A 23,039-nucleotide genomic window follows, 5' to 3' on the forward strand; every position below is an offset into this window, starting at 1 on the left:
GCGGACCGCGCGGGCACGGCGGACCGCGCGGGCACGGGCGTAGCGGACGGGGGCCCGCTTCACCGGGAGATCCGCTCGTAGGCGGCGGCGAGCAGCGCCTCGTCCGGGGCGGTGAACAGGGCGGGGCGGGCGATGGCGTCGAGGACGACGAACCGCAGCCGGTTGCCCCGGGTCTTCTTGTCGATGCCCATCGCGTCGCGCAGCGGGGCCCAGGCTCCGGCGTGGGTGGTGGGCAGGCCGGCGGCGGCGAGGAGGGTGCGGTGGCGCTCGGCGTCGGCGGCGGACAGCCGGCCGTCGAGCCGGGCGAGTTCGGCGGCGAAGACCATGCCGGCGGCCACGGCGTGGCCGTGCCGTACCCGGTAGCCGGCGACCCGCTCGATGGCGTGGCCCAGGGTGTGGCCGTAGTTGAGGTGCTCGCGGCGGCCGTCCTCCCGGAAGTCCTCGGTGACGACCTCCGCCTTGACGCGGATGGCGCGCTCCACGAGCTCCCGGGTGTGGAGGGCGCCGGCGGGGTCCTCCTCGACCAGACGCAGGATCTCCGGGTCGGCGACGAACCCGGCCTTGACGACCTTGGCGAGGCCGCTGACGTAGTCGGCGGGCGGCAGGGTGTCCAGCAGGTCGAGGTCGCACAGCACCCCGGCGGGCGGGTGGAAGGCGCCGACGAGGTTCTTGCCCTGGGGCAGGTTGACGGCGGTCTTCCCGCCGATGGCGGCATCCACCATGCCCAGCAGGGTGGTCGGCACCAGGACGAGGCGTACGCCGCGCAGCCAGCCGGCGGCGGCGAAGCCGGCGAGGTCGGTGGTGGCGCCGCCGCCGACGGCCACGACGGCGTCGGAGCGGGTGAACCCGGCGTCGGCGAGGGCCCGCCACAGGCCGACCACCACGGTCATGTCCTTGGCGGCCTCGCCCTCGGGCACTTCGAGGGAGACCACGATGCGTCCCTCGCGGTTGAGTTCCCGGGCGATCCGGCGGGCCGTGGGCAGCAGCGTGCGGGAGTACACGACGGCCACGCGCAGCGGATCGGGGCCCAGTACGCGGCCGGTCTCGCCGGTCAGCCCGTGGCCCACGACGGCCTCGTACGGCCGTTCGCCCCCGATCCGGATCCGGGTGCTCCCCGTCAGGACCGGTGTGTTCAGCGTCGGGGCGCTCATCGGACGGCCAGGTGGTCGAGGTAGCCCCGGTGGTTGCGGGCGGTCTCGGCGAGGGAGTCCCCGCCGAACTTCTCCAGCGCGGCGTGCGCGAGGACCAGCGCCGTCATCGCCTCGGCCACGACGGCCGCGGCGGGCACCGCGCAGACGTCGGAGCGCTGGTGGTGGGCGACGGCCGGCCGGCCGGTGGCGACGTCGACGGTGGCCAGGGCGCGCGGCACGGTGGCGATGGGCTTCATGGCGGCGCGCACCCGCAGCGGTTCGCCCGTGGTCATCCCGCCTTCCACCCCGCCGGAGCGGGCGGTGCGGCGGCGGATGGCGCCCTCCCCGTCCCGCTCGATCTCGTCGTGGGCGCGGGAGCCGGGGACCTTGGCGAGGCCGAAGCCGTCACCGAACTCGACGCCCTTGATGGCCTGGATGCCCATGAGGGCGGCCGCGAGCCGGGCGTCGACGCGCCGGTCGCCGTGGACGTAGCTGCCCAGGCCCGGCGGGAGTCCGTACGCGAGCACCTCGACGACTCCCCCGAGGGTGTCGCCGTTCTCGTGGGCCCGGTCGACCTCGGCGACCATCGCGGCGGAGGCCTCCGGGTCCAGGCAGCGCACCGGGTCGGCGTCCACCCGCTCGGTGTCGTCCGGCCCCGGCACCACGCCCTCGGGGGCGTCGGCCGCGCCGAGCGAGACGACGTGGCTGACGACGGTGATCCCGTACGCCTGCCGCAGGAAGGCGCGGGCGACCTCTCCGACGGCGACACGGGCGGCGGTCTCGCGGGCGCTGGCCCGCTCCAGCACCGGCCGGGCGTCGTCGAACCCGTACTTCTGCATCCCGGCGAGGTCGGCGTGGCCGGGGCGGGGGCGCGAGAGCGGGGCGTTGCGCGCCCGGCCGGCCAGCACCTCCGGGTCCACGCCGTCGGCGGCCATCACCGTCTCCCACTTGGGCCATTCGGTGTTGCCGACCCGGATCGACACCGGTCCGCCCTGGGTGCGGCCGTGGCGGACGCCGCCGAGGAAGGTCACCTCGTCCCGCTCGAAGGCCATCCGGGCGCCCCGGCCGTGGCCGAGGCGGCGTCGGGCCAGGGAGTCGGCGACCGCCTTGGTGGAGATCTCCACCCCGGCGGGCAGGCCTTCGAGAACGGCGGTGAGCGCGGGGCCGTGCGACTCGCCCGCGGTGAGCCATCGCAAAGTACTCAAGGGTGATCCTCTGTCATGCGGCGTGGTGGGCCGGCGTGGTGGGCCGGCCCGCGGTGACGGCGTGGTGTGACGGAAGGAGTCGTACGGGTACACGGGCGTGCGGGGACGCGCGGACGCGGGGTCAGACCCCGACGGCCACCGGCGGAGCCTCGATCGGCCCCATCCGCTGGACCCGCCAGCCCGCGCCCATCAGGCCCTGGGAGAGGGGCACGGCGGTCCCGCGGGCGACCATCAGCTCGACCAGGCCGCTCTCGTCGCCGGGCGAGTGGTCGATGGTCATGTCCTCGATGTTGACGCCGAGTTCGGCGGCGTTCGCGAGGAGCCGGGCGAGTTCGCCGGGCTGGTCCCCGATCAGGACGCGGATCGGCGCGCAGGCGGGCACGGGGTGTCCGTGCTTGCCGGGGATGCGGTCGCGGCCGCTGATGCCGCGGCCGAGCAGGTCGGCCAGGAGCGTGGTGCCCTGGGCGCGTTCGTCGGCGTCGTCGGTGGCGAGGCCCCGCAGGGCCGACACGGTGACCTGGAGGTCCTCGGCGAGTTCGGTGAGCACGTCGGCGACCGCGGTGGCGTTGGACTCCAGGATGTCGCTCCACAGCCGCGGGTCGCCCCCGGCGATCCGGGTCACGTCGCGCAGCCCCTGCCCGGCCAGCCGGCAGGCGTCCTCCTGGAGGTGCTGGAGGCGGGCGGCCATCAGCGAGGCGACCACGTGCGGGGTGTGGGAGACGCGGGCCACGGCCCGGTCGTGCGCGTCGCTGTCCATGACGACGGGCACCGCTCCGCACAGCGAGACCATCATGAGCGCCATGTTGAGCGCTTCGCGGCTGGTGTGGGCCGTGGGGGTCAGCACCCAGGAGCGGCCCTCGAAGAGGGTGGCGCAGGCGGCGAGCGGGCCGGAGCGCTCCCGGCCGGCCATGGGGTGTCCGCCGATGAAGCTGCCGGGGTCGGCGCCCGCGGCGAGGACGCCGATCTCCGGCTCGGTCTTGACGCTGGCGACGTCGGTGTACGAGCGGGCCAGGCCCAGCCGCTGCCGGTCGGCGAGCACGGCGCCGACCTGGGCCGGCGGAACGGCCAGTACGGCCAGGTCCACGGTGGTCTTCGGGGCGCCGAGGGTGCCGGCGCCGAGCGAGGCGGCGGTGCGGGCGGCCGATTCGTTCTCGTCGATGAGGTGGACGGCCACCCCGCGGCGGGACAGGGCCAGGGCGACGGAGGTTCCGATGAGGCCGGTTCCCACCACCGCGGCGGAGCGGATCATCTGGATTCTCCGGCGGTGACCAGGTCCCGGCGCAGGGCGGCCGCGCCGCCCAGGTAGATGTGCTTGACCTCGGGCTTGGGCAGGTCCGTCTCGGCGTACGCGAGGATCCGCACCACGCGGGGCAGGGACCCGGCGATGTCCAGTTCCTGCGCGCACATCAAGGGCACGTCGATCACGCCCAGTTCCCGGGCGGCGACCGCCGGGAACTCGCTGACCAGGTCCGGGGTCGCCGTGAAGAGCACGCTGACCAGGTCGTCCTGGTCGAGCCCGTTGGCGAGGAGCATCTCCTGGAACAGCTTGCGGACCCCGTCCAGCAGGTGGCCCCGCTCGTCGACTTCCAGCTGGATGGCACCGCGCAGGGCACGCACGGACATGGGCTTCTCCCTTTGCTTCAGGACGGTACGTCGATCGGTCGCGCGGGATCAGGCGGCGGCCGGTACGGCTTCGCGGCGGGCCGCGCCGGGCGCCTGGCGGTCCCGGTACAGCTCGGCGACCCGGAAGGCCAGGTCGAGGGACTGCTTGCGGTTCAGGCGCGGGTCGCACGCGGACTCGTAGCGCCGCCCGAGGTCGGCGAGCCGGACCTCGGCGCCGCCACCGACGCATTCGGTGACGTCGTCGCCGGTGAGTTCGATGTGGATGCCGCCGGGGTGGGTGCCGAGCGCGCGGTGGACCTCGAAGAAGCCGGTGACCTCGTCGAGCACGTCGTCGAAGTGCCGGGTCTTGTGGCCGCTGGGCGCCTCGAAGGTGTTGCCGTGCATCGGGTCGCAGATCCACGCGGGGCGCGCGCCCTCGGCGGAGACCTTGCCGATGAGCTCGGGAAGGATCTCGCGGACGTTGCGGGCGCCCATCCGGGTGATGAAGGTGAGGCGGCCGGGCTCGCGGTCCGGGTCCAGCTTGTCGATGAGGCGCAGGGCCTCGTCGGCGGAGGTCGTGGGGCCGAGCTTGACGCCGATGGGGTTCTGCACGGTGGAGGCGAACTCGACGTGGGCGCCGTCCAGCTGGCGGGTGCGCTCGCCGATCCAGATCATGTGGCCGGAGACGTCGTACGGCCGGCCGGTCCGGGCGTCGACGCGGGTGAGCGCGGCCTCGTAGTCCAGGAGCAGCGCCTCGTGGCTGGCGAAGATCTCGGAGGAGTGGACGGCGGCCGGGTCGGCGCCGCAGGCGGCGAGGAAGGTGAGCGCGTCGTCGATGTCCCCGGCGAGGCGCTCGTAGCGCTCGCCGACCGGGGAGGCGGCGACGAAGTCGCGGTTCCATTCGTGGACCTGGCGCAGGTCGGCGTAGCCGCCCGTGGTGAAGGCCCGTACGAGGTTCAGGGTGGCGGCGGAGGAGTGGTACATCCGCTTGAGCCGCTCGGGGTCCGGGGTGCGGGACTCGGGGGTGAAGGCGAGGCCGTTGACGGAGTCGCCGCGGTAGACGGGCAGTTCGACGCCGTCACGGATCTCGGTGGGCTTGGAGCGGGGCTTGGAGTACTGCCCGGCGATCCGGCCGATCTTCACCACGGGCACGGAGCTCGCGTAGGTGAGGACGGCGGCCATCTGGAGCAGGGTGCGGACCTTGTCGCGGACCTGGTCGGAGCTGACGGCGTCGAAGGTCTCGGCGCAGTCCCCGCCCTGGAGGACGAAGGCCTCGCCCCGGGCGACGTCGGCGAGCCGGTCGCGCAGCCGGTCGCACTCGCCGGCGAAGACCAGGGGCGGGTAGGAGGCGAGGTCGTCGAGCGCGGAGCGCAGGGCGACCGGGTCGGGGTAGGACGGCTGCTGGGCGGCGGGCAGCAGCCGCCAGGTGTCGACGGCCGTGGCGTGCGTGGCGAGGGTCATGGTGGCTGTGCCTCGATCGGTTTCGGTGGGAAAGGGAAGAGGTGTGGGCCTGTCGCCGCCCGGGATGGCGGCCCCGGGTGCCGGGGGTCCGTACGGTGGTGCGGCCGTACGGACCCCCGGTGGGCAAACCGTTGCTGGAGCCTGTCCCGCCAGGGGCCTAGACCGGCTCGCGGACCCCGGAGGGGAGGGTCTCGGGCGCCTGGTCCCCCGCTTCCTCACCGGCGGCCTGGTGGCCCTTGGTGAGGCCGAAGAAGAGCAGGCCGCCGACGCCGAGGACGGCGATGACGATGCCCATCGGGACCGCGCTGTCCTCGCCGGCGAGGCCGACGAGCGGGACCACGGCCGCACCGATCAGGTGCTGGGACAGGCCCAGCAGCGCGGCGGCCGAGCCGGCCACGTCGCCGTGGTCCTGGAGCGCCAGCGCGAAGGAGTTCGGCAGGACGAGGCCGACGCTGGAGACGACCAGGAAGAGCGCGACGAGCAGCGGGGCCAGACCGGCGTCGGTGAGGACGACGGCGAGCAGTCCGAGGCCGCCGGCCGCGGAGACGGCCAGGCCGGTGGCGAGCAGGGCGCGCGGGCCGGTCCTGTGCACGATGCGGCCGCTGACCTGCGCGGCGATGACCAGGCCGAGGGCGTTGACCGCGAAGACGGCGCTGTAGCCCTGCGGGGACATCCCGTGGATGGACTGGAGCACGAAGGTCGAGCCGGAGATGTACGCGAACATCGCGGCGAAGGCGAAGCCGCAGGCCAGGTTGTAGCCGACGAACACCTTGTCGCCGAGCAGCCGGCGGAAGATCGGGCCGGTGGCCTTGAGGCCGCCGCGCACGCGCCGTTCGGCGGGGTGCGTCTCCGGCAGGGCGCCGGCGACGCCGAAGAGCATCACGGCGCCGATGACGGCGAGGGCGATGAAGATGCCCTTCCAGGAGGTGACGAGCATCAGCTGGCCGCCGAGGACGGGGGCCAGGATCGGCGCGATGCCGGTGATGAGCATCAGCATCGCGAAGAACCGGGCCGCGGCGGGCCCGGTGTGCCGGTCGCGCACGACCGCGGAGGCGATGACGATGCCGGTGGCGCCGCCGAGGCCCTGGAGGGCGCGCAGCCCGACCAGCGTCCAGATGTTGGGGGCGAAGGCGCACAGCAGCGCGGTGACGGCGAACAGCGCCAGGCCCGCGATGAGCGGACGGCGGCGGCCGAGCGCGTCGCTGACGGGTCCGGCGATGAGCTGGCCGATGCCGAGGCCGAGCAGGCAGGCGGTGAGGCTGAGCTGGGCCGCCGAGGCGCTCGTGTGCAGGTCCTCGGCGATCTGCGGGAGGCCCGGCATGTAGGCGTCGTTGGCCAGCGGGCCGAGAGCGGTGAGTGCACCGAGGATGATGGCGAACCGGACGACGCCGGCGCTCTTGGGTGTGGCGGGTGAAGTCATGTGTCTGATCCCCTCCGGGGACGCGGAATCAGTAGGCGACGGTGATGCGGGCCTGGATCGCGTCGCCGCGCTCCAGTTCGTCCACGAACGCGACCGCGTAGTCCGCGATGCTGATCTGGCTCTTGCCTTCGGCGTCCACCAGGAGCTGGTCACCGCCGACGCGATAGGTACCGGTGCGCTCACCGGGCTCGATCTGGGCGGCCGGGGAGATGAACGTCCAGTCCAGGGAGCCGGCCTGGCGGTAGAGGGCGAGCGCCTCGCTCTGGGCGAGGGCGTTCTGCTTCCACACGGCCGGGAAGTTCGGGTTGTCGATGACCTTGACGCCCGGGGAGACCTCCAGGCTGCCGGCGCCGCCGAGGACCACGACACGGCGTACGCCGCTGCGGGTGAGGCCGTCGATGAGCGCGTGGGCCGCACCGACGATGATCTTGTGGTCGTCGTCGACGCCGAGCTTGGGTCCGACGGCCGAGGCGACGGCGTCGTAGCCCGCCGCGGACAGTTCCGCCACGGTGTCGGCGTTGGTGGCGTCGCCCGCGATCACCTTGAGGCCTTGGTGGCCGGTGCCCGCGATCTCGCCGGTGCGGGTCACGCCGGTGACGGCGTGGCCGCGGGAGAGCAGTTCGCCGGCGATGGCGCTGCCGATGTGTCCGCTGGCTCCGAAAAGCAGGATGTTCATGGTGGTGCCTCTTCTTCCTCGGTGATTCTTCGGGGGGTGGTGCCGGACGAGGAGACGTTCCGCGGGCTAGTCCTCTTCGAGGAAGTCGGGCTGCTCGCGGACGATCTCGTCCCAGAGCAGCTGGAAGCTGAACCAGCCCAGCTGCTCGTCGCCGAAGCCGTCCCCCGCGGCCACGGCCTGCTCATGGGTGAAGCTCTTGGGCGTGCCCGCCGCCCGGGCGAGCAGCTGCACCTGGGCGCAGCTGTCGTAGGTGAAGAACCAGTGCACGGCCTCGTCGAGCGATCCGCCGACGGTTATCAGGCCGTGGTGGCGCAGGAGGATCGCCCGGTTGTCGCCGAGCTTCTCCGCGATGTCGCGGCCGAGTTCGGCGGAGACCGAGGGGCCCTCGTACTCCTCGTAGAGGACCTGGCGGTTGTAGAAGGCCGCGGATTCCTGGTCGATGGGGTCCAGCAGGCGGCCCAGGGCGCCCAGCGCGCGGGAGTGCGCGGTGTGGCCGTGGGCGGCCGCCGTGGCGCCCGGCTGCATCTCGTGGATGGCCGAGTGGATGACGAAGGCACTGGGGTTGATCCGGTGCCTGCCCTCCACGACGGTGCCCGCGGAGTCGACGCAGATGAGGTCGGCGACGCGGACCAGGTTGAAGGAGACGCCGAAGGGGTTCACCCAGAACCGGTCCTCGTGCTCCGGGTCGCGGACCGAGATGTGGCCCGAGACGCCTTCACCGAAGCCGAACTTGCCGAACAGCCGCAGCGCGGCGGCGAGCCGCTGCTTGCGGTGGCGGCGCGTCTCCTCGTGGGTCGCGAAGACCGGCTCGCTCGGGATCGGCAGGCCGGTGTGCGTGTCCGCCAGGTAGGCGGGCCGGTCGGTCTCGGTGATGCTCATGCTCGGTGGTCCTCATCTCCGGAGTCTCCGGATCGTTTTCCGGTGGCGGTGGCGGTGGGGCTACGGCTACGGGGCGCGGGCGCGGGCGCGGCTAGACGGTGAGCAGGACGTCCTCGTTCTCCTGCGTCGCGGCCGTGACGGTCTCGGCGTGCTGCAGGATCGCGCCGACGATGTCCTGGCTGCGGTCGACCAGGGAGGGGATGCCGAAGGTGAAGAAGAGCGAGCCGGCGGCGATGTTGCCGAGCCCGTACAGGCGCGGGTCGGGCCGGCCGTTGGTGGTGAGCTGGCTGGTCGGGCGCGCTATGTGCAGGCCGCCGTGCGGGTGGCGGCTGGCGACGCGGCTGCGCATCAGCGAGGTGACCAGGGGCGCGGCGCTGGTGGGGATGCGCCCCTCGGAGGCGTTGACCGCGCTGATGACGCGGTCGGCCGTGAAGTCGTGTCCCTCGGCGGTGACGACGTCGAAGCCGGCCTCGGGGTTCGGGGTGATGTTCTGCAGCCCGGCGACGATCTCCAGCTTGTCCGCCTCGACGAGGTCGAGGAGGACTCCGGCGCTGCCGGGCGGCATCGGGCAGCACAGGCTCATGATCGTGCGGTAGTGGGCGCGCAGCAGCTGGACCTTGTCCTGTTCGCGCAGCATCGGCCAGACGTCGGGTCCGGTCTCGGGGACGGCGCGCTGGAGGATGCGCAGGCCCATGTGGGGGGAGTCGACCTCGTCGATCTGCCGGCGCAGCCGGTCGACCGGGTCCTCCAGGTCGACCCGGATGATCTCCGAGACCACCGCGTCGAGGTCGGCGCCCACGTCGCGGAACTCGGCCCGCATGATGGTGGCGATGTCCTCGAGGGTGACCTCGGGGTGGATCGCGGCCAGCTCCTCCATCCGGTGCGAGGTGAAGTGCCGCAGCTCGAAGGGGACCGCCTTCTGCCGTACGCCGGGCAGGACGCCCCGCCGGGACAGCAGGCTGATCCTGCCCTGGTGGCCCTGGGCGGCCAGCGACAGGATGATGTCGATGGCCGTCAGGCCGCTGCCGATGATCGCGACGTGCTCGCGCTCGCCGACGTCCGCCAGCTTGTTGACGATCGGGTACGGGTCCCCGACGAAGCCGGGGGTGTCGCCCAGACCGTAGACGTCCTTGGGGCTGTCGCCGCCGACGCACAGGATGGCGTAGTCGAAGGCGCGGGCGCGGCCGTTGCCGGTGCGCAGCAGCACCCGGTTCGCGGCGCGGCTCGCGGAGGTGACCCCCTCGCCGACGAGGTCGACCCGCCAGCCCTGGCGGCGCAGTTCGCCGAGCGCGGCGTAGGCCGTCTGCTCCAGGTACTCGCCGTAGACGGTCCGGGGGGCGAAGCGGCTCCCGGACCAGCGGTCGACACCGGTGCGGACCCCTATGACCTTGTCCCGGGTCTCCAGCCAGTTCTCGAAGTGCTGGAGGTCGCCGGCGCGCACGGACATGTCGTCGGGGGTCGCGTTGACCTTGAGGGTCTCGGTGTCGACCTGGTAGGCACGACCGCGCCACAGGTGCGGTGACGGTTCGAAGACCGTGAGGCTGCCCGGTTCGCTTTGTGTTCGCGACAACGCGTCGATCAAGCAGACTGCAGCCGCGCCTCCTCCGACGATACCGATCGAGAATCCACGGGACATGTGTCAGTCACCTATCAATTCGTGGAAGGCGCGGGGTCGTCGTGCGCCGGCCTTGCTGTCCGCGATCACGGTGGCCCTTTCCTCGCCTACTCCGGGGATTCAGTGGGAGCCGCCGGCCACCCCCGGTGCGGCGGGGGCGGAGCCGGTCGGCCAAGGGTTTTGGGTCTCTACGACTCAGGTGTGCGAGTCAGGTGTGCGACTCGGCCCTGCGGCTCAGGCGAGGGAGTTCTTGAAGTTCTTCATCGAGACGGTGAAGTCCCCGCGGTTGGCGCGGTAGTCGATGCAGTACTCCTGCGGGTACCAGCCGCCGATCTGCCACTCCTGCGGCTGCTTGATGGGCCAGCAGCGGCTCGGGTTGACTCCTGCGGCTATGCCGTCGAACCAGGCCTTCGTGATCATCGGCTCGAGGAAGCTGATCTTGGCGTCGTAGGCCCCGTAGATGAAGGTCTGGGTGAAGGCGGTGGAGTGCCATTCGGGCGAGTTCATGTCGACCAGGTGGTTGCCCATGGCCGCCTCGGCCACGTTGTTGTTCACGTAGTCCGCCGGCAGGTACTGCGGGGGGATCGGCTTGACGGCCGTCGCGAAGTCGTCGCAGTTGATGGCCAGGCCGCAGGGGCCGCTGCGGATCGCGTCGCGCTCCGCCTTGGACTGCGTGTAGAAGTGGAAGTCGAAGTGCGGGGTGTCGTAGATGTGCTCCGGCCCGTGACCCATCGGGTTGTAGTTCAGCAGGGCCCACTTGAGCGGCATCCCGGGCAGCGCGGTCAGCTGCGAGGGCAGCTCCAGCGGCCGCTCGTGGCCGCCGACGCACTCGGTGTGCTCGTTGACCGTGCCGTTGCCGTCCATGTCGTAGCAGTGGTTGCCGTCGGTCATGGTGGTCGGCAGGCCGGTCAGCGTGTTCTTGGGGAAGACGAAGCCGACGGTCTGCGGGGTGGTGCCGTTGACCTGCGCGTACGTGCGCACGGTGCCGTTGCCGAGGGCGCTCGGGGCGCCGTACGAGGCACAGGGCCCCGCGTAGGAGAGCGTCTCCTGGAGCAGCACCTGCGAGGCCCACTGCGCGACCTTGACGGTGCGCTCGCGGGTCGGGGCGTCCCGCGTCACGAGGCAGACGGTCACCGACCCGGACGTGCGCGCCGCGGCCTCCGCGGTGGAGTCCGTGGCCCGGGCCGGGTCGCCGGGCAGAATCAGCAGGGTCAGGGCTGATATGGCCAGGGCGGCTCCGAGGAGCACCCGCCAGCTCAGCAGCTTCTTCGCGCGCACTTCACACCTGTTCCAGGTCGAATCTGTGGAATCCGCCCTGAAGGAAGATCAGGGGGGTCTGGGTCTCGCGGGCACCCATGGCGACGACTTCGCCGATGACCATCACGTGGTCACCTGCCACCACGTGATCGCGCAGGCTGCACTCCATCCAGGCCGCCGCGTCGAACAGGAGCGTCCCGGTGGCCTCGCCCGGCGCCCCGGCCACCTCGGTCAGCGCCTGGTCGCGCTCGGGCCGCCGGCGCGCGAACGCGCGGGCCGTGGACTCGCCCTCGGCGCCGAGGATGGAGATCCCGACGACGCCGGTCCGCAGCAGCTCGCCGAAGAACTCCGAGTCGTGACGGAAGCTCAGCGACACCAGCGGCGGTTCCAGGGAGACGGAGGTGAGCGAGTTGACGGTGATCGCGTTGTGGGTGCGCACGCCGTCCTGGTCGGTGTAGGTGCTGACGACACAGACCCCGGTGGCGAAGGAACGCATCACATCGCGCAGGTCGTGGTTCATGGCCGGGCCTCTCTGCTGGGCGCGGACGGGTGCGCGCGGCGCTCGCCGCGGCACCCGTCCGTACGCGGGCTTGACGGTCAGTTGTCCTGGGCCCAGCGGCCGCGGGTCCAGCCGTCGAGGTCGTAGTCGTCCATGGCCCTCTGGACGAGGTCGCCGTAGTTGTCGAGCAGACCGGCGCCGCGCGACCAGTTCAGGGTGTCGAGGCGCACCTGGTCGGGGCCGCCGGCGTAGTTGAGCTCGTACAGCTCGTGGCGGGCGCCGAACTCGGTGCCGATCGCGTCCCAGGCCAGCTTGAAGAGCTTGGTGCGCTCCTCGGCGGTGGCGCCGGTGCCGCGGTAGTAGCGGTCGAGCAGCGGACGCAGCTCGGGGTTCTGCAGGTCCTTGCCGCTGGAGGGGGTCATCAGCAGGGCGCCCGCGAGGTGTTCCTCGAAGAAGCGGTGCGTGCGCTCCCAGCTGAGCGGGGCGAGCGCGCGGTAGCCGGCCGAGTAGTCCATGCGCGGCAGGACGGTGCCGGCCGGGCCGGCCTCCGGGTCGAGGGCCATGGCGCTGGTGACGGCCCAGGTCTGGTGGCGCCAGGCGAGCAGCTCGCCGAGGCCGGCCTGGACTCCGCGGAAGCCGTCGGTGCCGTTGATGCGGGTGCCCCGGTCCAGGACGCCCGCCATGAACTCCAGCTTGACCGACATGCGGATCGCGCCCTGGAAGAAGCCGCGGGAGAGCAGGCCGGAGCGCGGGAAGTACTGGTGGATCTTCTCGGTGTCCCGGTAGATCAGGACGTTCTCCCACGGGATGAAGGCCTTGTCGAAGACCAGCACCGCGTCGTTCTCGTCGAACCGGCTGGAGAGCGGGTTGTCGAAGGGGCTGGTGGCCTTGCCCTCGTAGGAGGTGCGGCAGACGACCTTCATGCCGGGCGTGTTCAGCGGGGCCATGAAGGCCAGCGCCATGTCCTCGGCCTTGCCCGCTTCCAGGTTGGCCAGGTGGATCTGGCCGACGAAGGCGACGTTGCTCAGTGCCGAGGCGGTGGCCATGAGCTTGGCGCCCTCGACGACGATGCCGTCCCCGCGCTCCTCGACGACCTTGAGGTAGACGTCGCGGATCTCGTGCGCCGGCTTGTTGCGGTCGACGGGCGGGTTGACGATCGCGTGGCTGATCGAGAGGCCCTGACGGGCGTACTTCTCGTACCAGGCGCGGGCGTTGTCGCCGAAGGGCTCGTAGAAGTCGTGGGTGACGGCCAGGCCGGCCATGAACGACGCCTTGTAGTCGGGCGTGCGGTTCATGAAGCCGTAGCTCAGGCGGGCCCAGTGCTCGATGGCGTCGCGGGCCTTGATGAGGTCCTCGGGCGAGTGCGCCGGGGTGAAGAAGCGGTGGACGCGGTACCCCGTGTACCGGTCGACCGTCGTCATCAGGTCCTTGGTGTCCGGGTGGTGGAGCGCGTCGTAGAGGTGCGCGGTCGACCGCGCGGCCATGGCGAAGGCCGGGTGCGTCGTCACGTCCTTGACGAGCTCGCCGTCCACGAAGACCTGGCGACCGTCTCGCAGGCTCTCCAGGTAGGAGTCGCCCGTCATGAGGTCGTTCGGAGCCTCGCCGGCCGACTGATCCACTATCGGGACCTGACCCATTTTGGTGTCCTCTCCAGGGGTAATACACGCGACCGCTGCGGGGCGCACAGTTCGATTGCCCCGAGCGTAGGCTCGGCCGCCGATCCGCTCTTGTTGGGCTGCGCACGGACAATTGCCCATCTACGCCAACCCTGGCGACAAGACGTTCGAGGCGGTACCTCAATGGCTTGACGACGAAGCCTTGTTGATGCCGCGGAGAAGAATCTGCCAGGCTTCCCGATATTGCGGAATCGTGAATTCCGAATGCCCGCACATAACTTCGGCCCGGCATCGATCCTGGTAATTCGGATACACAGCCGGGCCGAATGAAAAATAAAATACAAGGAGATGTGCGACGGCTGGTCAGGCCGCGGGACGGGTCGTGCCGGCGGAGGCCGCGTCGATACAGGCGGCTTCGGCGATCAGAATGATCTTCTCCGCGTGCGGCAGCAGTCGCATGCCCGCCTCGGTGAGCTGGACCCGGCCGCCGGCGCGATGGAACAGCGCGGCCCCGATGTAGTCCTCGAGGTTCTTGATGTGGGCGGTGACGCTGGGCTGCGAGTAGTGGAGGTTGCGGGCGGCGCGAGTGAAGCTCATCTCGGCGGCCACCTCACGGAACGAGCGTAACTGCTGGAACTGCACGGCAGGGGCTCCCTTCTGCGGGGCTCAGAGCCTCGGAGAATAGGAACATACCACGGTGCACGTATAATTGCAGAGCGGGGAACCGGGCTTCACGTTCCCGAACGACTGCGGACATACCTGTGGCCATGCCCGCAGGGAGGGCATGGCCACAGGTCAGCCGCTGCTTCGTGGTTGACAGCGGGTTGGGCGGAGTGGACTAGTCGGACATCTCCATCGGCGAGAGGAGGTCCCGGGCGATCTGCGGGAGCAGGCGGTCGATCAGGACCCCCGTCCGCGCGGATCCGTCGGCCGCGCGCGGGATCACGTCGACGGCCACCGCGTGCGAGAGCACCCACGGCATGCGCCGTTCGCAGGCGGCCAGCGCGGCCTGCCGCCCGCCGGCCTCCTGGTCCTCCTCGGGAAGCGGTACGAAGGCCACCACCAGCGTCTCGCCCACCTCGGGCAGCCGGGTGCGCATCACCGCGACGTCCTGGACGCAGGGCAGGTCGAGGAGTTCGAGTTCGAGCGCGAAGAAGGCCGTATCGAAGTCCTCCACCAGCAGTTCGTCGTACGGCTGGTCGTCGAAGGAGGGCAGGTTCACGCGGACATCTCCTGTTGCATCGACTGCTCAAGCTGCAGGTTCAGAGTGATGATGGGCAGCACCGCGTCGAGCAGGTCCCCGGTGCGGATCCGGCCCGTCGGGCTGTACGGGATGGTGTCGACGGCGATGACGTGCGCGGGCAGCGACGGCACCCGGCGGGCGCAGGCCGCGCTGAGCGCCTGGTACCCGGTGGCCTCGCGGCCGACTGCCACGGCGATGAAGGGGACCACGATCGCGTCGCCCAGGACCGGGCTGCTGACCCGCATGACGGCGGTGTCGCGCAGGCAGGGCAGGTTGAGCAGGTCCGACTCCAGCCGGAACAGCTCGGTGTCGACCGCCGAATCGCGGACCACCACGGGCACTTCGGTGACCCGTCCCGTGACCAGCAGCCGGCCCGTCTCGTCCACGTACCCGGACTCGTCGGTGACCAGGAAGCGCTCCACGCCCCAGCCGAGGTCCAGCTCGGCGACCTGGGTCTCGCCGTCCAGGTAGCCGTCCATGACCTGGTGGCCCGCGAAGGCGAGGCGCCCGCTCCCGCCCGGGGGCACCGGCCGCAGGTCCTCGCCGAGGACGGCGACGGTGGCGCCGAGCGTGGTGTGGCCCGAGCGCGGCGGCGAGACGAGCAGTTCCTCGGGGCCCATGACGGCGGTCAGGCCGGTCTCCGCGCTGCCGAGCGCGGTGTGCAGCACCGGGCCGAGCCGCTCCCAGGCCGTGTTGACGGCCCATCGGCCCAGGTGGGCGCCGGGGGTGAGGAGGAAGCGCAGGTGGCGCGTGCGCGGCGAGGGCTCGGCGGTCTCCGGCAGTCCGAGCACGCCGTGCAGGGCGGAGGGGGTGATCACGCCGGTGCTGACGCGCTCGGCGACGAGCAGGGCGGTCAGGGTCTCGGGGCCTGCTCCGTCCGCGAGGACGACGGTGGCGCCGATGCCGAGCATCGTGCGGGCCAGCGCGAGGGCCGTGGGCTCGGTCGGCGGGGCGGAGGCCAGGTGGACGTCGTCCCGGTTGAGGCCGAACTCGTCGACGAGGTCGACCAGGTGGCGGCCCTCGGAGGGGGTGCGGCGCACGGCGATCCGGGAGGGGCCCTCACTGCGCCCGCCGACCGCGAAGGACTCGTACGGACGGGGCGCCGGCAGGGTGCGCAGGGGTTCGGCCGAGGTCAGCAGGTCGAAGTTGAGCGCCTGGTGCCTGCCGGGGGCGGCCGGGGCGCCGGGTGCCGTGATCCCGTCCAGGAGGACGTGCACGGCCTGCGGGCCGCTGGGCCAGACGAGCTGGTCGAGGGTGGCGCGGTGCTCCGAGGTCACGAAGACCACGGACGGCTCCAGCCAGGAGAGCACCTGACCGAGGTCGTCCGTGCCGCTCTGCGGATCGAGACCGGTGCAGGAGACGCCGAGGGTGGCGCAGGCACTCATCGCGACGGTGAGCTGCCAGCTGTTCCCGGCGAGGAAGACCGCCCGGACCGTGCCCTCCGGGGGCAGGTGCTCGGTGAGTCCGGCCGCCGTCCGCTCCACGGTCTCGGCGAACTGGCCCCAGGTCAGCCGTACCTGGCCGTCGACCAAGGCATCCCGCGTCGTGCCGCCCGCCGCGTGCCGGCGGATGTCATCGAGCTTGATCATGTGGGTTCTCCGTGGTCGGTCAAGAGCCTCGTATGTGGCTCGGGGCCGCGCCCATGGAAACAAACCTGCATGAAGGTAGGCAACCGTCATCGGAAGATCTGATGTCGACGCCCTGAGCACCGATGCGGAGACGCAAAAACCTCCGCCGGGCGTCGAGGACGCCCGGCGGAGGCGGAAAGCGGGGAAAGGGTGTGGTCCGCGGGACGTCGCGGCCGGGGGGCGTACTAGGCCGGGAGCTCGGCCTGCTCGACGAGCTCGGCCTCGGCCCGCCCGCGCAGGTGCTTCTCCAGGTCGGCGGCGACCCGCTCGGCGCGGCCGGGAGCCATGTCCAGTTCTGCCAGCACCGTCGGCAGCGCGATGATCGGCATGATGTGCCTGAGCAGCACGGACACCCGTACCTCCAGGTCCTCCCAGTCGGCCATCACCTCCGAGAGCACCTGCACTCCGGTGAAGGCGCCGACGAGGAGGTTGGCGACCGCGTCCAGGTCCACGTGCGCGTGCAGTTCGCCGCACTCGCGGGCCTGCCCCAGGGCGAACCGGTTGTGGTCGATCCAGTCCTGATAGGGCCTCAGGCGGTGCTCGTGGTGGCTGCCGCGCTCCAGGGAGAGCCTCAGGCTGCCCTGCACGATCGGATCACTGCGGATCTGGACGGCGAAGAGCATGCCCTTGTCGATCAACTCCTGGAGGCGGGTGCTCCGCGGGAGGATCGGGAAGCCGACCGTATCGATCTGACTGGCCAGAACGGCCTGGGCCAGCTCTTCCTTGCCCTTGAAGTAGTAGTAGAAAGCACCCTTGGTCAGGCCGAGCCGCTGGTAGACGTCCGCGATCGTGGCCCCGTTGAAGCCCTTCTCCGCGAACACGGCGCCGGCGGCCTCGACGATGAGTTGCCGGGTGCGCCGAGAAGCCTCCCTCTGAGACACCTTCGCTCCTTCCACGGTGCTGGCGGCCACTGATGCACCTCCTCGGGGGTATTGAGCATGTCACCGAAAACAGCCGTTGCAAATTATACCAGGCAGCACGTATCTTGCGGCGAACCAAGACATACCACGAGTGGCTCGAATGTTCCTCGAAGTCCGGAGGAGAAATCATGTTAAGCACGTCGTATGCCCGCGAAAACGCCCAAAGACCGTCGGTCGGGGTCTCAGATACAAGGCCACCGGCCGTACCCAACTGGCTTGTGCATCGTCCGGACACCTCCGAGGTGTTCCTCTCGGCCTGGGAACGCACTGCTCCCGACCGATTCGACGTGACGCTGCGTTGGCCTGAAAGCCACCCGTTCCATACCGCCCTCCACGGTTTCCGTTCGCCCACCGTCATCGCGGAGGCCATCCGCCAGGCGGGCATCCTGCTCTCCCACGCCGAGTACGGCGTCCCCCTCGGGCACCAGTTCCTGATGTCCGACATCCACTACCGGATCGATCCCCGACTCCTGGCAGCGGACAGCGTCTCACCCGTCCACATGGACGTCGTCTGCACCGACGTCAACCGCCGCGGCACCCGCTTCTCCGGCATGGTGTGCCGGATGACCGTGACGCAGGGCGGCCGGGTCATCGCGACCGGCGGCGGCAACCTGACGTGCACCTCTCTCGGCGCCTACCGCCGGATGCGGGGTGAACACACGGACGCCCGGCCGCTCCTGCCCGTCCCGGAACCGGTGGCCCCCTCCCTCGTCCTGCGGACCGAGCCGAGCCACGTCCTGCTGGCCCCCACCATGGACCCCCGGTGCTGGACCCTGCGGCCGCACACCACGAACAAGACGCTGTTCGCGCACGAGAACGATCATGTACCCGGCATGGTCCTCCTGGAGGCCACCCACCAGGCCGCCCTCGCCGTCGCGGGCGCCACCCGGCTGTACCCCATCTCGCTCCACCTGACCTTCGACCGGTACGTGGAGTTCCACTCCCCCTGTCTGGTCCAGGCGCAGCCGATGACGCGGAACCAGGACGACACCCTCTCCCTGAGCGTGTCCGGCCACCAGGGCGGCCAGCGGGTCTTCCACGCCCTGCTGGACGCCGTGGCCGTTTCCTCCTGACCGCCGCCCCCTTCCTACGACATGGCCGGCGATTTCCTGCGATCCACTGGCCGAGACACCGCCGCGCGAAGTGGCGACACGGTCGTGGGCATGCCAGCCTGTGACGTCATCCGACTCACCGTCACCAGCAGTTGTAGGAGGGATACTCCTGTGAGCAGGCAGTGCCCGTTCGTCATCGATCCGCTCGGCCAGGACATCCACGGAGAGATCAAGGAAATACGCTCCCTGGGCCGGGCCGTGCGGATCGTGCTCCCCGGTGGAGTGGAGGCGTGGTCCGTCACCGACTACGCACTCGTGAAGCGCCTGCTCACCGATCCCCGGGTGTCGAAGGACGCCTACCGGCACTGGCCGGCGTGGATCAACGGAGAAGTCGACCAGGAGTGGCCGCTGGCCATCTGGGTCTCGGTACAGAACATGGTCACCGCCTACGGCGAGGAGCACACGCGCCTGCGCAAGCCGGTGGCGGGGGAGTTCACCATGCGTCGCGTGGCGGCGCTGCGGCCGCGCGTCGAGGAGATCGCGGCCGGGTTGCTGGACCGCCTGGAACGGGCCCCGGCGGGACAGCCCGTGGACCTCCGCAGGGAATTCGCCCACGTTCTGCCGCACGCCGTCGTCTGCGAGCTCTTCGGAATTCCTCATTCCGCGCGCGATCCCCTGCAGAGGATCATCGACAGTTTCTTCGCCACCTCGATCACCCCCGAGGACGCGGTGGCGAATGGCATCGCCATGTACGAGATCCTGAACGACGTCGTGGCGCACAAGAGGGAGAATCCCGCCGACGACCTGACCTCCGGCCTCGTCTCCGCACGCGACTCGGGCGCGGCGGACATGAGCGAGAAGGAACTGCTCGACAATCTCATCCTCCTCTTCACCGCCGGCTACGAGACGACGGTGAACCTCATCGACAACGCTGTCGTCTCCCTGCTCACCCATCCCGGCCAGCTCGAACTCGTGCGGGCCGGCAAGGCCTCGTGGGAGGACGTGATCGACGAATCCCTGCGCATGGATCCGCCCGGCGCGCACAGCCTCCTGCGCTATGCCGTCGAGACGATCGAGATCGACGACGACGTGCGGATCCCGCAGGGCGACCCGATCGTCGTCTGCTTCGCCGGAGCGGGCCGCGACCCCCTCCACCACGGAGCCGGGGCGGACCTCTTCGACATCACCCGCGACACCCGCGCCGATCACGTGTCGTTCGGGTACGGAGCCCACCACTGCCTCGGCGTGAACCTGGCCCGGATGGAGGTCGCCATCGCACTGTCGGCGCTCTTCGAGCGGTTCCCCGACATCGCCCTGGCCGTGGCGGCCGATGAACTCCGGCCGAAGTTCTCGTTCGTCTCGAACGGCCACCGCGCGGTTCCCGTACTCCTGGGCCGGTCACGCCCGCACGAAGGATCTATTTCCGGCCAATAGTCCCGGGGCGGCCCCTCCCTGAAAACTCCACCGGCCCGTGCCGGACCCACCGGGCCGCGCCAGACGGAAGACGGAAGACGGAAGACTCACCATGACCGACAAGACCGGCCTCCTCGCGGGCAAGCGCGCCCTGATCACCGGCGCGAGCAGCGGCATCGGGGCGGCCGCCGCCCGGGTGTTCTGCGAGAACGGGGCCTCGGTGCTCCTCACCGCCCGGCGCGAGGAGCAACTGGCCTCGCTCACCCGAGAGTTGACGGACGAGGGGTTCACCGCCGCCTACGCCGTCGTCGACGTGGCCCGCGCCGAAGAGGTCAAGACGGCGGTGGAGAGGGCGGTGGAGCTCTTCGGGGGCCTGGACGCCGCCTTCAACAACGCGGGGCTGGGGACCGTGCCCGCGCCGCTGCACCTCACCGAGAACGCGGACTTCGAGGCCGTCATGGCCACCAACGTCCTCGGCACGTGGAACTGCATGAAGTACGAGATCGCCGCGATGCTGCCGGGCGGCGGGGCGATCGTGAACAACAGCAGCGTCGCCGGTCTGGTCGGCACCCCGGCGTCCGCCGCGTACATCGCGGCGAAGCACGCCGTCATCGGCCTGACGAAGGCCGCCGCCGAGTACTCCGCCCAGGGCGTCCGGGTCAATGCCATCGCTCCCGGCACCACGCGCAGCGAAATGATGGCCCAGTGGTTCGACCTGAACCCGGGCCTGGAGGAAGAGCTGCACACCATGGCCCCGCTGCCGCGTACGGCGGACCCGCGCGAGATCGCGTACGCGGCCGCCTGGCTGCTCAGCGACCAGGCGTCCTTCGTGGTCGGCGCGACCGTCCCGGTGGACGGCGGCTGGACCGCCCGCTGAGGGATCCGCACGGCGGTGTCGGACCGCGCATCCGAAAGGGCGGTGGAACCCGGTGGAACTCCAGCGCGAAGAACGGAAGAAGAGCTGTACGGACGCGTCGGAGCACCTTGCCGGGCGCCGTACCCACGTCGATGAAGTCGAGGCCATGCGCATGTCCGAGAGCCCCCGGGTGATCGTCCTGGCGGGAGCCACCGGCTTCATCGGCTCGGCCGCACTGGACGCCCTGACCCGCCGCCCCGGCGTACGGGTGCGGGCCCTCGCCCGCACCCCCGGTGCGGCGCGCGAAGGCGTGGAGTGGGTGCCTGCGGACCTGGGCGACCCCGGCTCGCTGCGCGGGGTCTGCGAGGGCGCGGCCTCGCTGGTGAACCTGGCCTCCTACATCGGGCGGGACGAGGAGCGCTGCCACACGGTCAACGTCCGTGGTGGCGCGGCCCTCCTCGCGGAGGCCGTGCGGGCGGGGGTGCGCCGGATCGTCCACCTGTCCACGGCCGCGGTCTACGGGAACCTCCCGCACCGCGGGATCGAGGTCGACGAGGTGGCCCCCGATCCGGTGTCCGCCGCGAGCCGCAGCCGGCTGGCGGCGGAAGCCCCGGTGCTGGCCGCCGGCGGGACCGTCCTGCGTCCGGGGCTGGTACTGGGCGCCGGTGACCGCTGGGTGGTCCCGGCCCTGGCCGAGCTGATCGACCGGGTCCCGGCCAGCTGGGACGGCGGCCGCGCCCTGCTGTCCGTGGTCGACGTCGGCGAACTGGCCCGCCTGATCGACACCCTGGCCACGGCCCCGGCCCCCCTCCGGGGCGGGATCCACCACGCGAGCCACCCCGCCCCGGTGACCAGCGCCGGCCTCCTGGCGGCCCTGGCCGCCGAAGGGATCCTCCCGGAGGTGCGGGAGGAGTGGCCGTGGGACCGCTGTGTGGAACAACTCCGCGAGCGCCCCGGCCGGGTGACGGAGCGGCAGTTCTCCCTGCTGTCCCGCGACTACCACCAGCGCGCCGACCCCATCTGGCGGCTGACCGGCCTGCGCCCCACGCCGACGCCCCTCGCCCTGCTCCCCTCCGCCGCCCCCTGGTACCGCGCCCACCTGGCCCGCGTCTGAAGGGATCCACCGACCGGGCGGGTCAGCGCGTGCCGTCGCCGCCGTCGCTCTCGCCCCCACCGTGCAGGATCCGGAAGCGACCGATGTCCTGCGGATCCCGGTCGACCACACGAACCGGTGCCCAGGCCCACTGCCAGACGCCGGTCCCCGGCAGCCGGGAGAACCGGATCGGCCCACGGGTCCCCCCGACCGCCACGTGCGGCCACGCCCCGGCGATGGCCGCCCGGTCCGTGCCGTGCGAACGCAGTACCTCGGCGAGGACGGTGACGCTGTCCCAGCCCTCGAAGGCCACGAACGAGGGCTCCTCGCCCAGCAGCTCGCGGAGCTCCTTCCCCACCCGGTCGCCGAGCGGACCGAGTTGCTCGGGCAGGTAGCGCAGGAAGGGGATCCCGGCGCCGTCCGCGCCCAGCGCCCCGGCCCAGCCGGCGAACTCCGGCTGTCCGGCCGGGGCGCCGATCAGGACCTCCCCGAGCCGCCGGTCCCCCCGCACGGCCCGGACGATCGCCGCCGCCGGCTCCGGATACCCGACCAGCAGCAGGAGCGCCGTCGCCCCGTGCTCGACGAGCGCGTCGCACAACCCCTCGGGAGTGAGCCCGTTGGCGTCGATCTCGACCACGGCCCCGCCGCGGGAAGCAAGTTGATCCCGCAGGATGCGGGTCCCGGAAGCCCAGTAGACGCTCGGCTGGGTCGCCACCGCGATCCGGCTGTGGCCCGCCCCGAGGAGGAAGTCCGCGTACGTCCCCCATCCGTGGGACTGGGCCGGGGCCAGGCGCGCGACCCACTCCGTCGGCTCCTCGGTGAGCGCGTCGAGCACCGCGCTGGAGCAGAGGAACGGCACGCCGCAGGCGTCGGCCCGGGCGGCGGCGGCCCGGGCGACGACGCTGTGGTACTCCCCCACGACGGCGGCCACACCCAGACCGGCCAGTTCCTCCACGGCCGCCGCGGCCCGCTCCGGATCGGCCGCGGTGTCCCGGACCACGAGTTCCAGCGGCCGGCCACCGACCCCTCCTGCGTCGTTGACCTCGCGCACGGCCAGCTCCAGCCCCGCGAGCAAGTGCCGCCCCGCGTCGACCCAGCCGGGCCGCGTCAACGGCACGAGAGCCCCCAACCGCACGACCGCTGATGACGACCATGCCGACTCGTTCACGGTGTGGCGCTCCTCTGTCCCGCGCCGGCGCGACCGAAGTCCGCCCGACGCACCTGTTCGATCATCCCGCCCATTGGATCCACCCCCACCACCCCAGGGCAACCGCATACATCCCCGGCCCCGGGAACCGCGCCCCCACCCCCGACGTCGTCGTACGAACCGCACACCCCCGACCGGAACAGGCAGGCACGGCCCATGCCCCACCCAAACACGGGCCCGACCCCCGCCCCGACCCCCGACCCGACTCACAGCCCGAATCCCGACACGACCCATGGCCCCACCGCCGTGCCTCTCCCCCTCCTCCCC

General features: G+C 71.6%; 21 protein-coding genes. 4 read left to right on the forward strand and 17 right to left on the reverse strand.

Annotated elements, in window-relative coordinates; all coding sequences use genetic code 11:
- Positions 1–59: 59 nt before the first annotated feature.
- The 16 genes from aroB to ABZY57_RS16985 all read right to left on the reverse strand — a co-directional run bounded on the left by aroB (position 60) and on the right by ABZY57_RS16985 (position 17,112).
- Entirely contained in the window at positions 60–1,151 is a 1,092-nt protein-coding gene (gene aroB, locus ABZY57_RS16910; protein ID WP_356512566.1) for a 3-dehydroquinate synthase, read from the reverse strand.
- Positions 1,148–2,335 (reverse strand): chorismate synthase, encoded by a 1,188-nt coding sequence (gene aroC / locus ABZY57_RS16915; RefSeq protein WP_356512568.1) that lies wholly within the window; start codon positions 2,333–2,335, stop codon positions 1,148–1,150. The genes aroB and aroC overlap by 4 nt, the downstream gene beginning before the upstream one ends.
- A gap of 121 nt (positions 2,336–2,456) precedes the next feature.
- Entirely contained in the window at positions 2,457–3,581 is a 1,125-nt protein-coding gene (locus ABZY57_RS16920) for a prephenate dehydrogenase (RefSeq protein WP_356512606.1), read from the reverse strand.
- Entirely contained in the window at positions 3,581–3,958 is a 378-nt protein-coding gene (gene aroH, locus ABZY57_RS16925; protein ID WP_356512570.1) for a chorismate mutase, read from the reverse strand. Before aroH ends, ABZY57_RS16920 begins: the two co-directional genes overlap by 1 nt.
- 48 nt (positions 3,959–4,006) lie before the next feature.
- A complete protein-coding gene (locus ABZY57_RS16930) occupies positions 4,007–5,398 on the reverse strand; it encodes a class II 3-deoxy-7-phosphoheptulonate synthase (RefSeq protein ID WP_356512572.1) in 1,392 nt (463 codons plus the stop codon).
- 157 nt (positions 5,399–5,555) lie between these two features.
- Entirely contained in the window at positions 5,556–6,818 is a 1,263-nt protein-coding gene (locus ABZY57_RS16935) for a multidrug effflux MFS transporter (RefSeq protein ID WP_356512574.1), read from the reverse strand.
- A 28-nt stretch (positions 6,819–6,846) separates the two neighbouring features.
- Positions 6,847–7,494 (reverse strand): NAD(P)H-binding protein, encoded by a 648-nt coding sequence (locus ABZY57_RS16940; RefSeq protein ID WP_356512576.1) that lies wholly within the window; start codon positions 7,492–7,494, stop codon positions 6,847–6,849.
- Between the two features lie 66 nt (positions 7,495–7,560).
- On the reverse strand, positions 7,561–8,373 hold the full coding sequence (locus ABZY57_RS16945) for a class II aldolase/adducin family protein (RefSeq protein ID WP_356512578.1): 813 nt from the start codon (positions 8,371–8,373) through the stop codon (positions 7,561–7,563).
- A gap of 91 nt (positions 8,374–8,464) precedes the next feature.
- Positions 8,465–10,009 carry an FAD/NAD(P)-binding protein gene (locus tag ABZY57_RS16950; RefSeq protein ID WP_356512580.1) on the reverse strand — a complete coding sequence of 515 codons (1,545 nt, stop codon included), beginning with the start codon at positions 10,007–10,009 and terminating at the stop codon, positions 8,465–8,467.
- Between the two features lie 213 nt (positions 10,010–10,222).
- Positions 10,223–11,266 (reverse strand): hypothetical protein, encoded by a 1,044-nt coding sequence (locus ABZY57_RS16955; protein ID WP_356512582.1) that lies wholly within the window; start codon positions 11,264–11,266, stop codon positions 10,223–10,225.
- A gap of 1 nt (position 11,267) precedes the next feature.
- Positions 11,268–11,765 (reverse strand): flavin reductase family protein, encoded by a 498-nt coding sequence (locus tag ABZY57_RS16960; protein ID WP_356512584.1) that lies wholly within the window; start codon positions 11,763–11,765, stop codon positions 11,268–11,270.
- Between the two features lie 77 nt (positions 11,766–11,842).
- Positions 11,843–13,381 carry a 4-hydroxyphenylacetate 3-hydroxylase family protein gene (locus ABZY57_RS16965; RefSeq protein ID WP_356512586.1) on the reverse strand — a complete coding sequence of 513 codons (1,539 nt, stop codon included), beginning with the start codon at positions 13,379–13,381 and terminating at the stop codon, positions 11,843–11,845.
- Between the two features lie 342 nt (positions 13,382–13,723).
- A complete protein-coding gene (locus ABZY57_RS16970; RefSeq protein ID WP_356512588.1) occupies positions 13,724–14,002 on the reverse strand; it encodes a LysR family transcriptional regulator in 279 nt (92 codons plus the stop codon).
- Between the two features lie 196 nt (positions 14,003–14,198).
- A complete protein-coding gene (locus tag ABZY57_RS16975) occupies positions 14,199–14,582 on the reverse strand; it encodes a hypothetical protein (RefSeq protein WP_356512590.1) in 384 nt (127 codons plus the stop codon).
- Positions 14,579–16,192 carry a class I adenylate-forming enzyme family protein gene (locus ABZY57_RS16980; protein ID WP_356512592.1) on the reverse strand — a complete coding sequence of 538 codons (1,614 nt, stop codon included), beginning with the start codon at positions 16,190–16,192 and terminating at the stop codon, positions 14,579–14,581. The genes ABZY57_RS16975 and ABZY57_RS16980 overlap by 4 nt, the downstream gene beginning before the upstream one ends.
- 224 nt (positions 16,193–16,416) lie before the next feature.
- On the reverse strand, positions 16,417–17,112 hold the full coding sequence (locus ABZY57_RS16985) for a ScbR family autoregulator-binding transcription factor (RefSeq protein WP_356512594.1): 696 nt from the start codon (positions 17,110–17,112) through the stop codon (positions 16,417–16,419).
- A 167-nt stretch (positions 17,113–17,279) separates the two neighbouring features.
- Here ABZY57_RS16985 and ABZY57_RS16990 point away from each other — a divergent pair, with 167 nt between their 5' ends.
- The 4 genes from ABZY57_RS16990 to ABZY57_RS17005 all read left to right on the forward strand — a co-directional run bounded on the left by ABZY57_RS16990 (position 17,280) and on the right by ABZY57_RS17005 (position 21,586).
- Positions 17,280–18,224 (forward strand): ScbA/BarX family gamma-butyrolactone biosynthesis protein, encoded by a 945-nt coding sequence (locus ABZY57_RS16990; RefSeq protein WP_356512596.1) that lies wholly within the window; start codon positions 17,280–17,282, stop codon positions 18,222–18,224.
- A 150-nt stretch (positions 18,225–18,374) separates the two neighbouring features.
- The gene (locus ABZY57_RS16995; protein WP_356512598.1) at positions 18,375–19,637 is read left to right on the forward strand and encodes a cytochrome P450; all 1,263 of its coding nucleotides are present in this window, start codon (positions 18,375–18,377) and stop codon (positions 19,635–19,637) included.
- Between the two features lie 91 nt (positions 19,638–19,728).
- Positions 19,729–20,493 carry an SDR family oxidoreductase gene (locus tag ABZY57_RS17000; protein WP_356512600.1) on the forward strand — a complete coding sequence of 255 codons (765 nt, stop codon included), beginning with the start codon at positions 19,729–19,731 and terminating at the stop codon, positions 20,491–20,493.
- 151 nt (positions 20,494–20,644) lie between these two features.
- Positions 20,645–21,586, forward strand: a complete 942-nt coding sequence (locus ABZY57_RS17005) for an NAD-dependent epimerase/dehydratase family protein (protein WP_356512602.1) — start codon at positions 20,645–20,647, stop codon at positions 21,584–21,586.
- A gap of 22 nt (positions 21,587–21,608) precedes the next feature.
- On the opposite strand, the gene ABZY57_RS17010 is transcribed toward ABZY57_RS17005, so the two are convergent.
- Positions 21,609–22,733 carry an ABC transporter substrate-binding protein gene (locus ABZY57_RS17010; RefSeq protein WP_356512604.1) on the reverse strand — a complete coding sequence of 375 codons (1,125 nt, stop codon included), beginning with the start codon at positions 22,731–22,733 and terminating at the stop codon, positions 21,609–21,611.
- Between the last annotated feature and the right edge of the window lie 306 nt (positions 22,734–23,039).

Origin of the sequence: Streptomyces sp. NPDC006450, from assembly GCF_040612195.1 — a bacterium.
Taxonomy (GTDB): domain Bacteria; phylum Actinomycetota; class Actinomycetes; order Streptomycetales; family Streptomycetaceae; genus Streptomyces.

Excerpts from the sequence above, each read along its gene's own strand:
- ABZY57_RS16980 (WP_356512592.1), bottom strand. The coding sequence starts at position 16,192 with ATGATCAAGCTCGATGACATCCGCCGGCACGCGGCGGGCGGCACGACG.
- ABZY57_RS16960 (WP_356512584.1), bottom strand. The coding sequence starts at position 11,765 with ATGAACCACGACCTGCGCGATGTGATGCGTTCCTTCGCCACCGGGGTC.
- ABZY57_RS16945 (WP_356512578.1), bottom strand. The coding sequence starts at position 8,373 with ATGAGCATCACCGAGACCGACCGGCCCGCCTACCTGGCGGACACGCAC.
- ABZY57_RS16930 (WP_356512572.1), bottom strand. The coding sequence starts at position 5,398 with ATGACCCTCGCCACGCACGCCACGGCCGTCGACACCTGGCGGCTGCTG.
- aroB (WP_356512566.1), bottom strand. The coding sequence starts at position 1,151 with ATGAGCGCCCCGACGCTGAACACACCGGTCCTGACGGGGAGCACCCGG.
- ABZY57_RS16935 (WP_356512574.1), bottom strand. The coding sequence starts at position 6,818 with ATGACTTCACCCGCCACACCCAAGAGCGCCGGCGTCGTCCGGTTCGCC.
- ABZY57_RS16940 (WP_356512576.1), bottom strand. The coding sequence starts at position 7,494 with ATGAACATCCTGCTTTTCGGAGCCAGCGGACACATCGGCAGCGCCATC.
- ABZY57_RS17000 (WP_356512600.1), top strand. The coding sequence starts at position 19,729 with ATGACCGACAAGACCGGCCTCCTCGCGGGCAAGCGCGCCCTGATCACC.
- ABZY57_RS16965 (WP_356512586.1), bottom strand. The coding sequence starts at position 13,381 with ATGGGTCAGGTCCCGATAGTGGATCAGTCGGCCGGCGAGGCTCCGAAC.
- ABZY57_RS16950 (WP_356512580.1), bottom strand. The coding sequence starts at position 10,009 with ATGTCCCGTGGATTCTCGATCGGTATCGTCGGAGGAGGCGCGGCTGCA.
- ABZY57_RS16990 (WP_356512596.1), top strand. The coding sequence starts at position 17,280 with ATGTTAAGCACGTCGTATGCCCGCGAAAACGCCCAAAGACCGTCGGTC.
- ABZY57_RS17005 (WP_356512602.1), top strand. The coding sequence starts at position 20,645 with ATGTCCGAGAGCCCCCGGGTGATCGTCCTGGCGGGAGCCACCGGCTTC.
- aroH (WP_356512570.1), bottom strand. The coding sequence starts at position 3,958 with ATGTCCGTGCGTGCCCTGCGCGGTGCCATCCAGCTGGAAGTCGACGAG.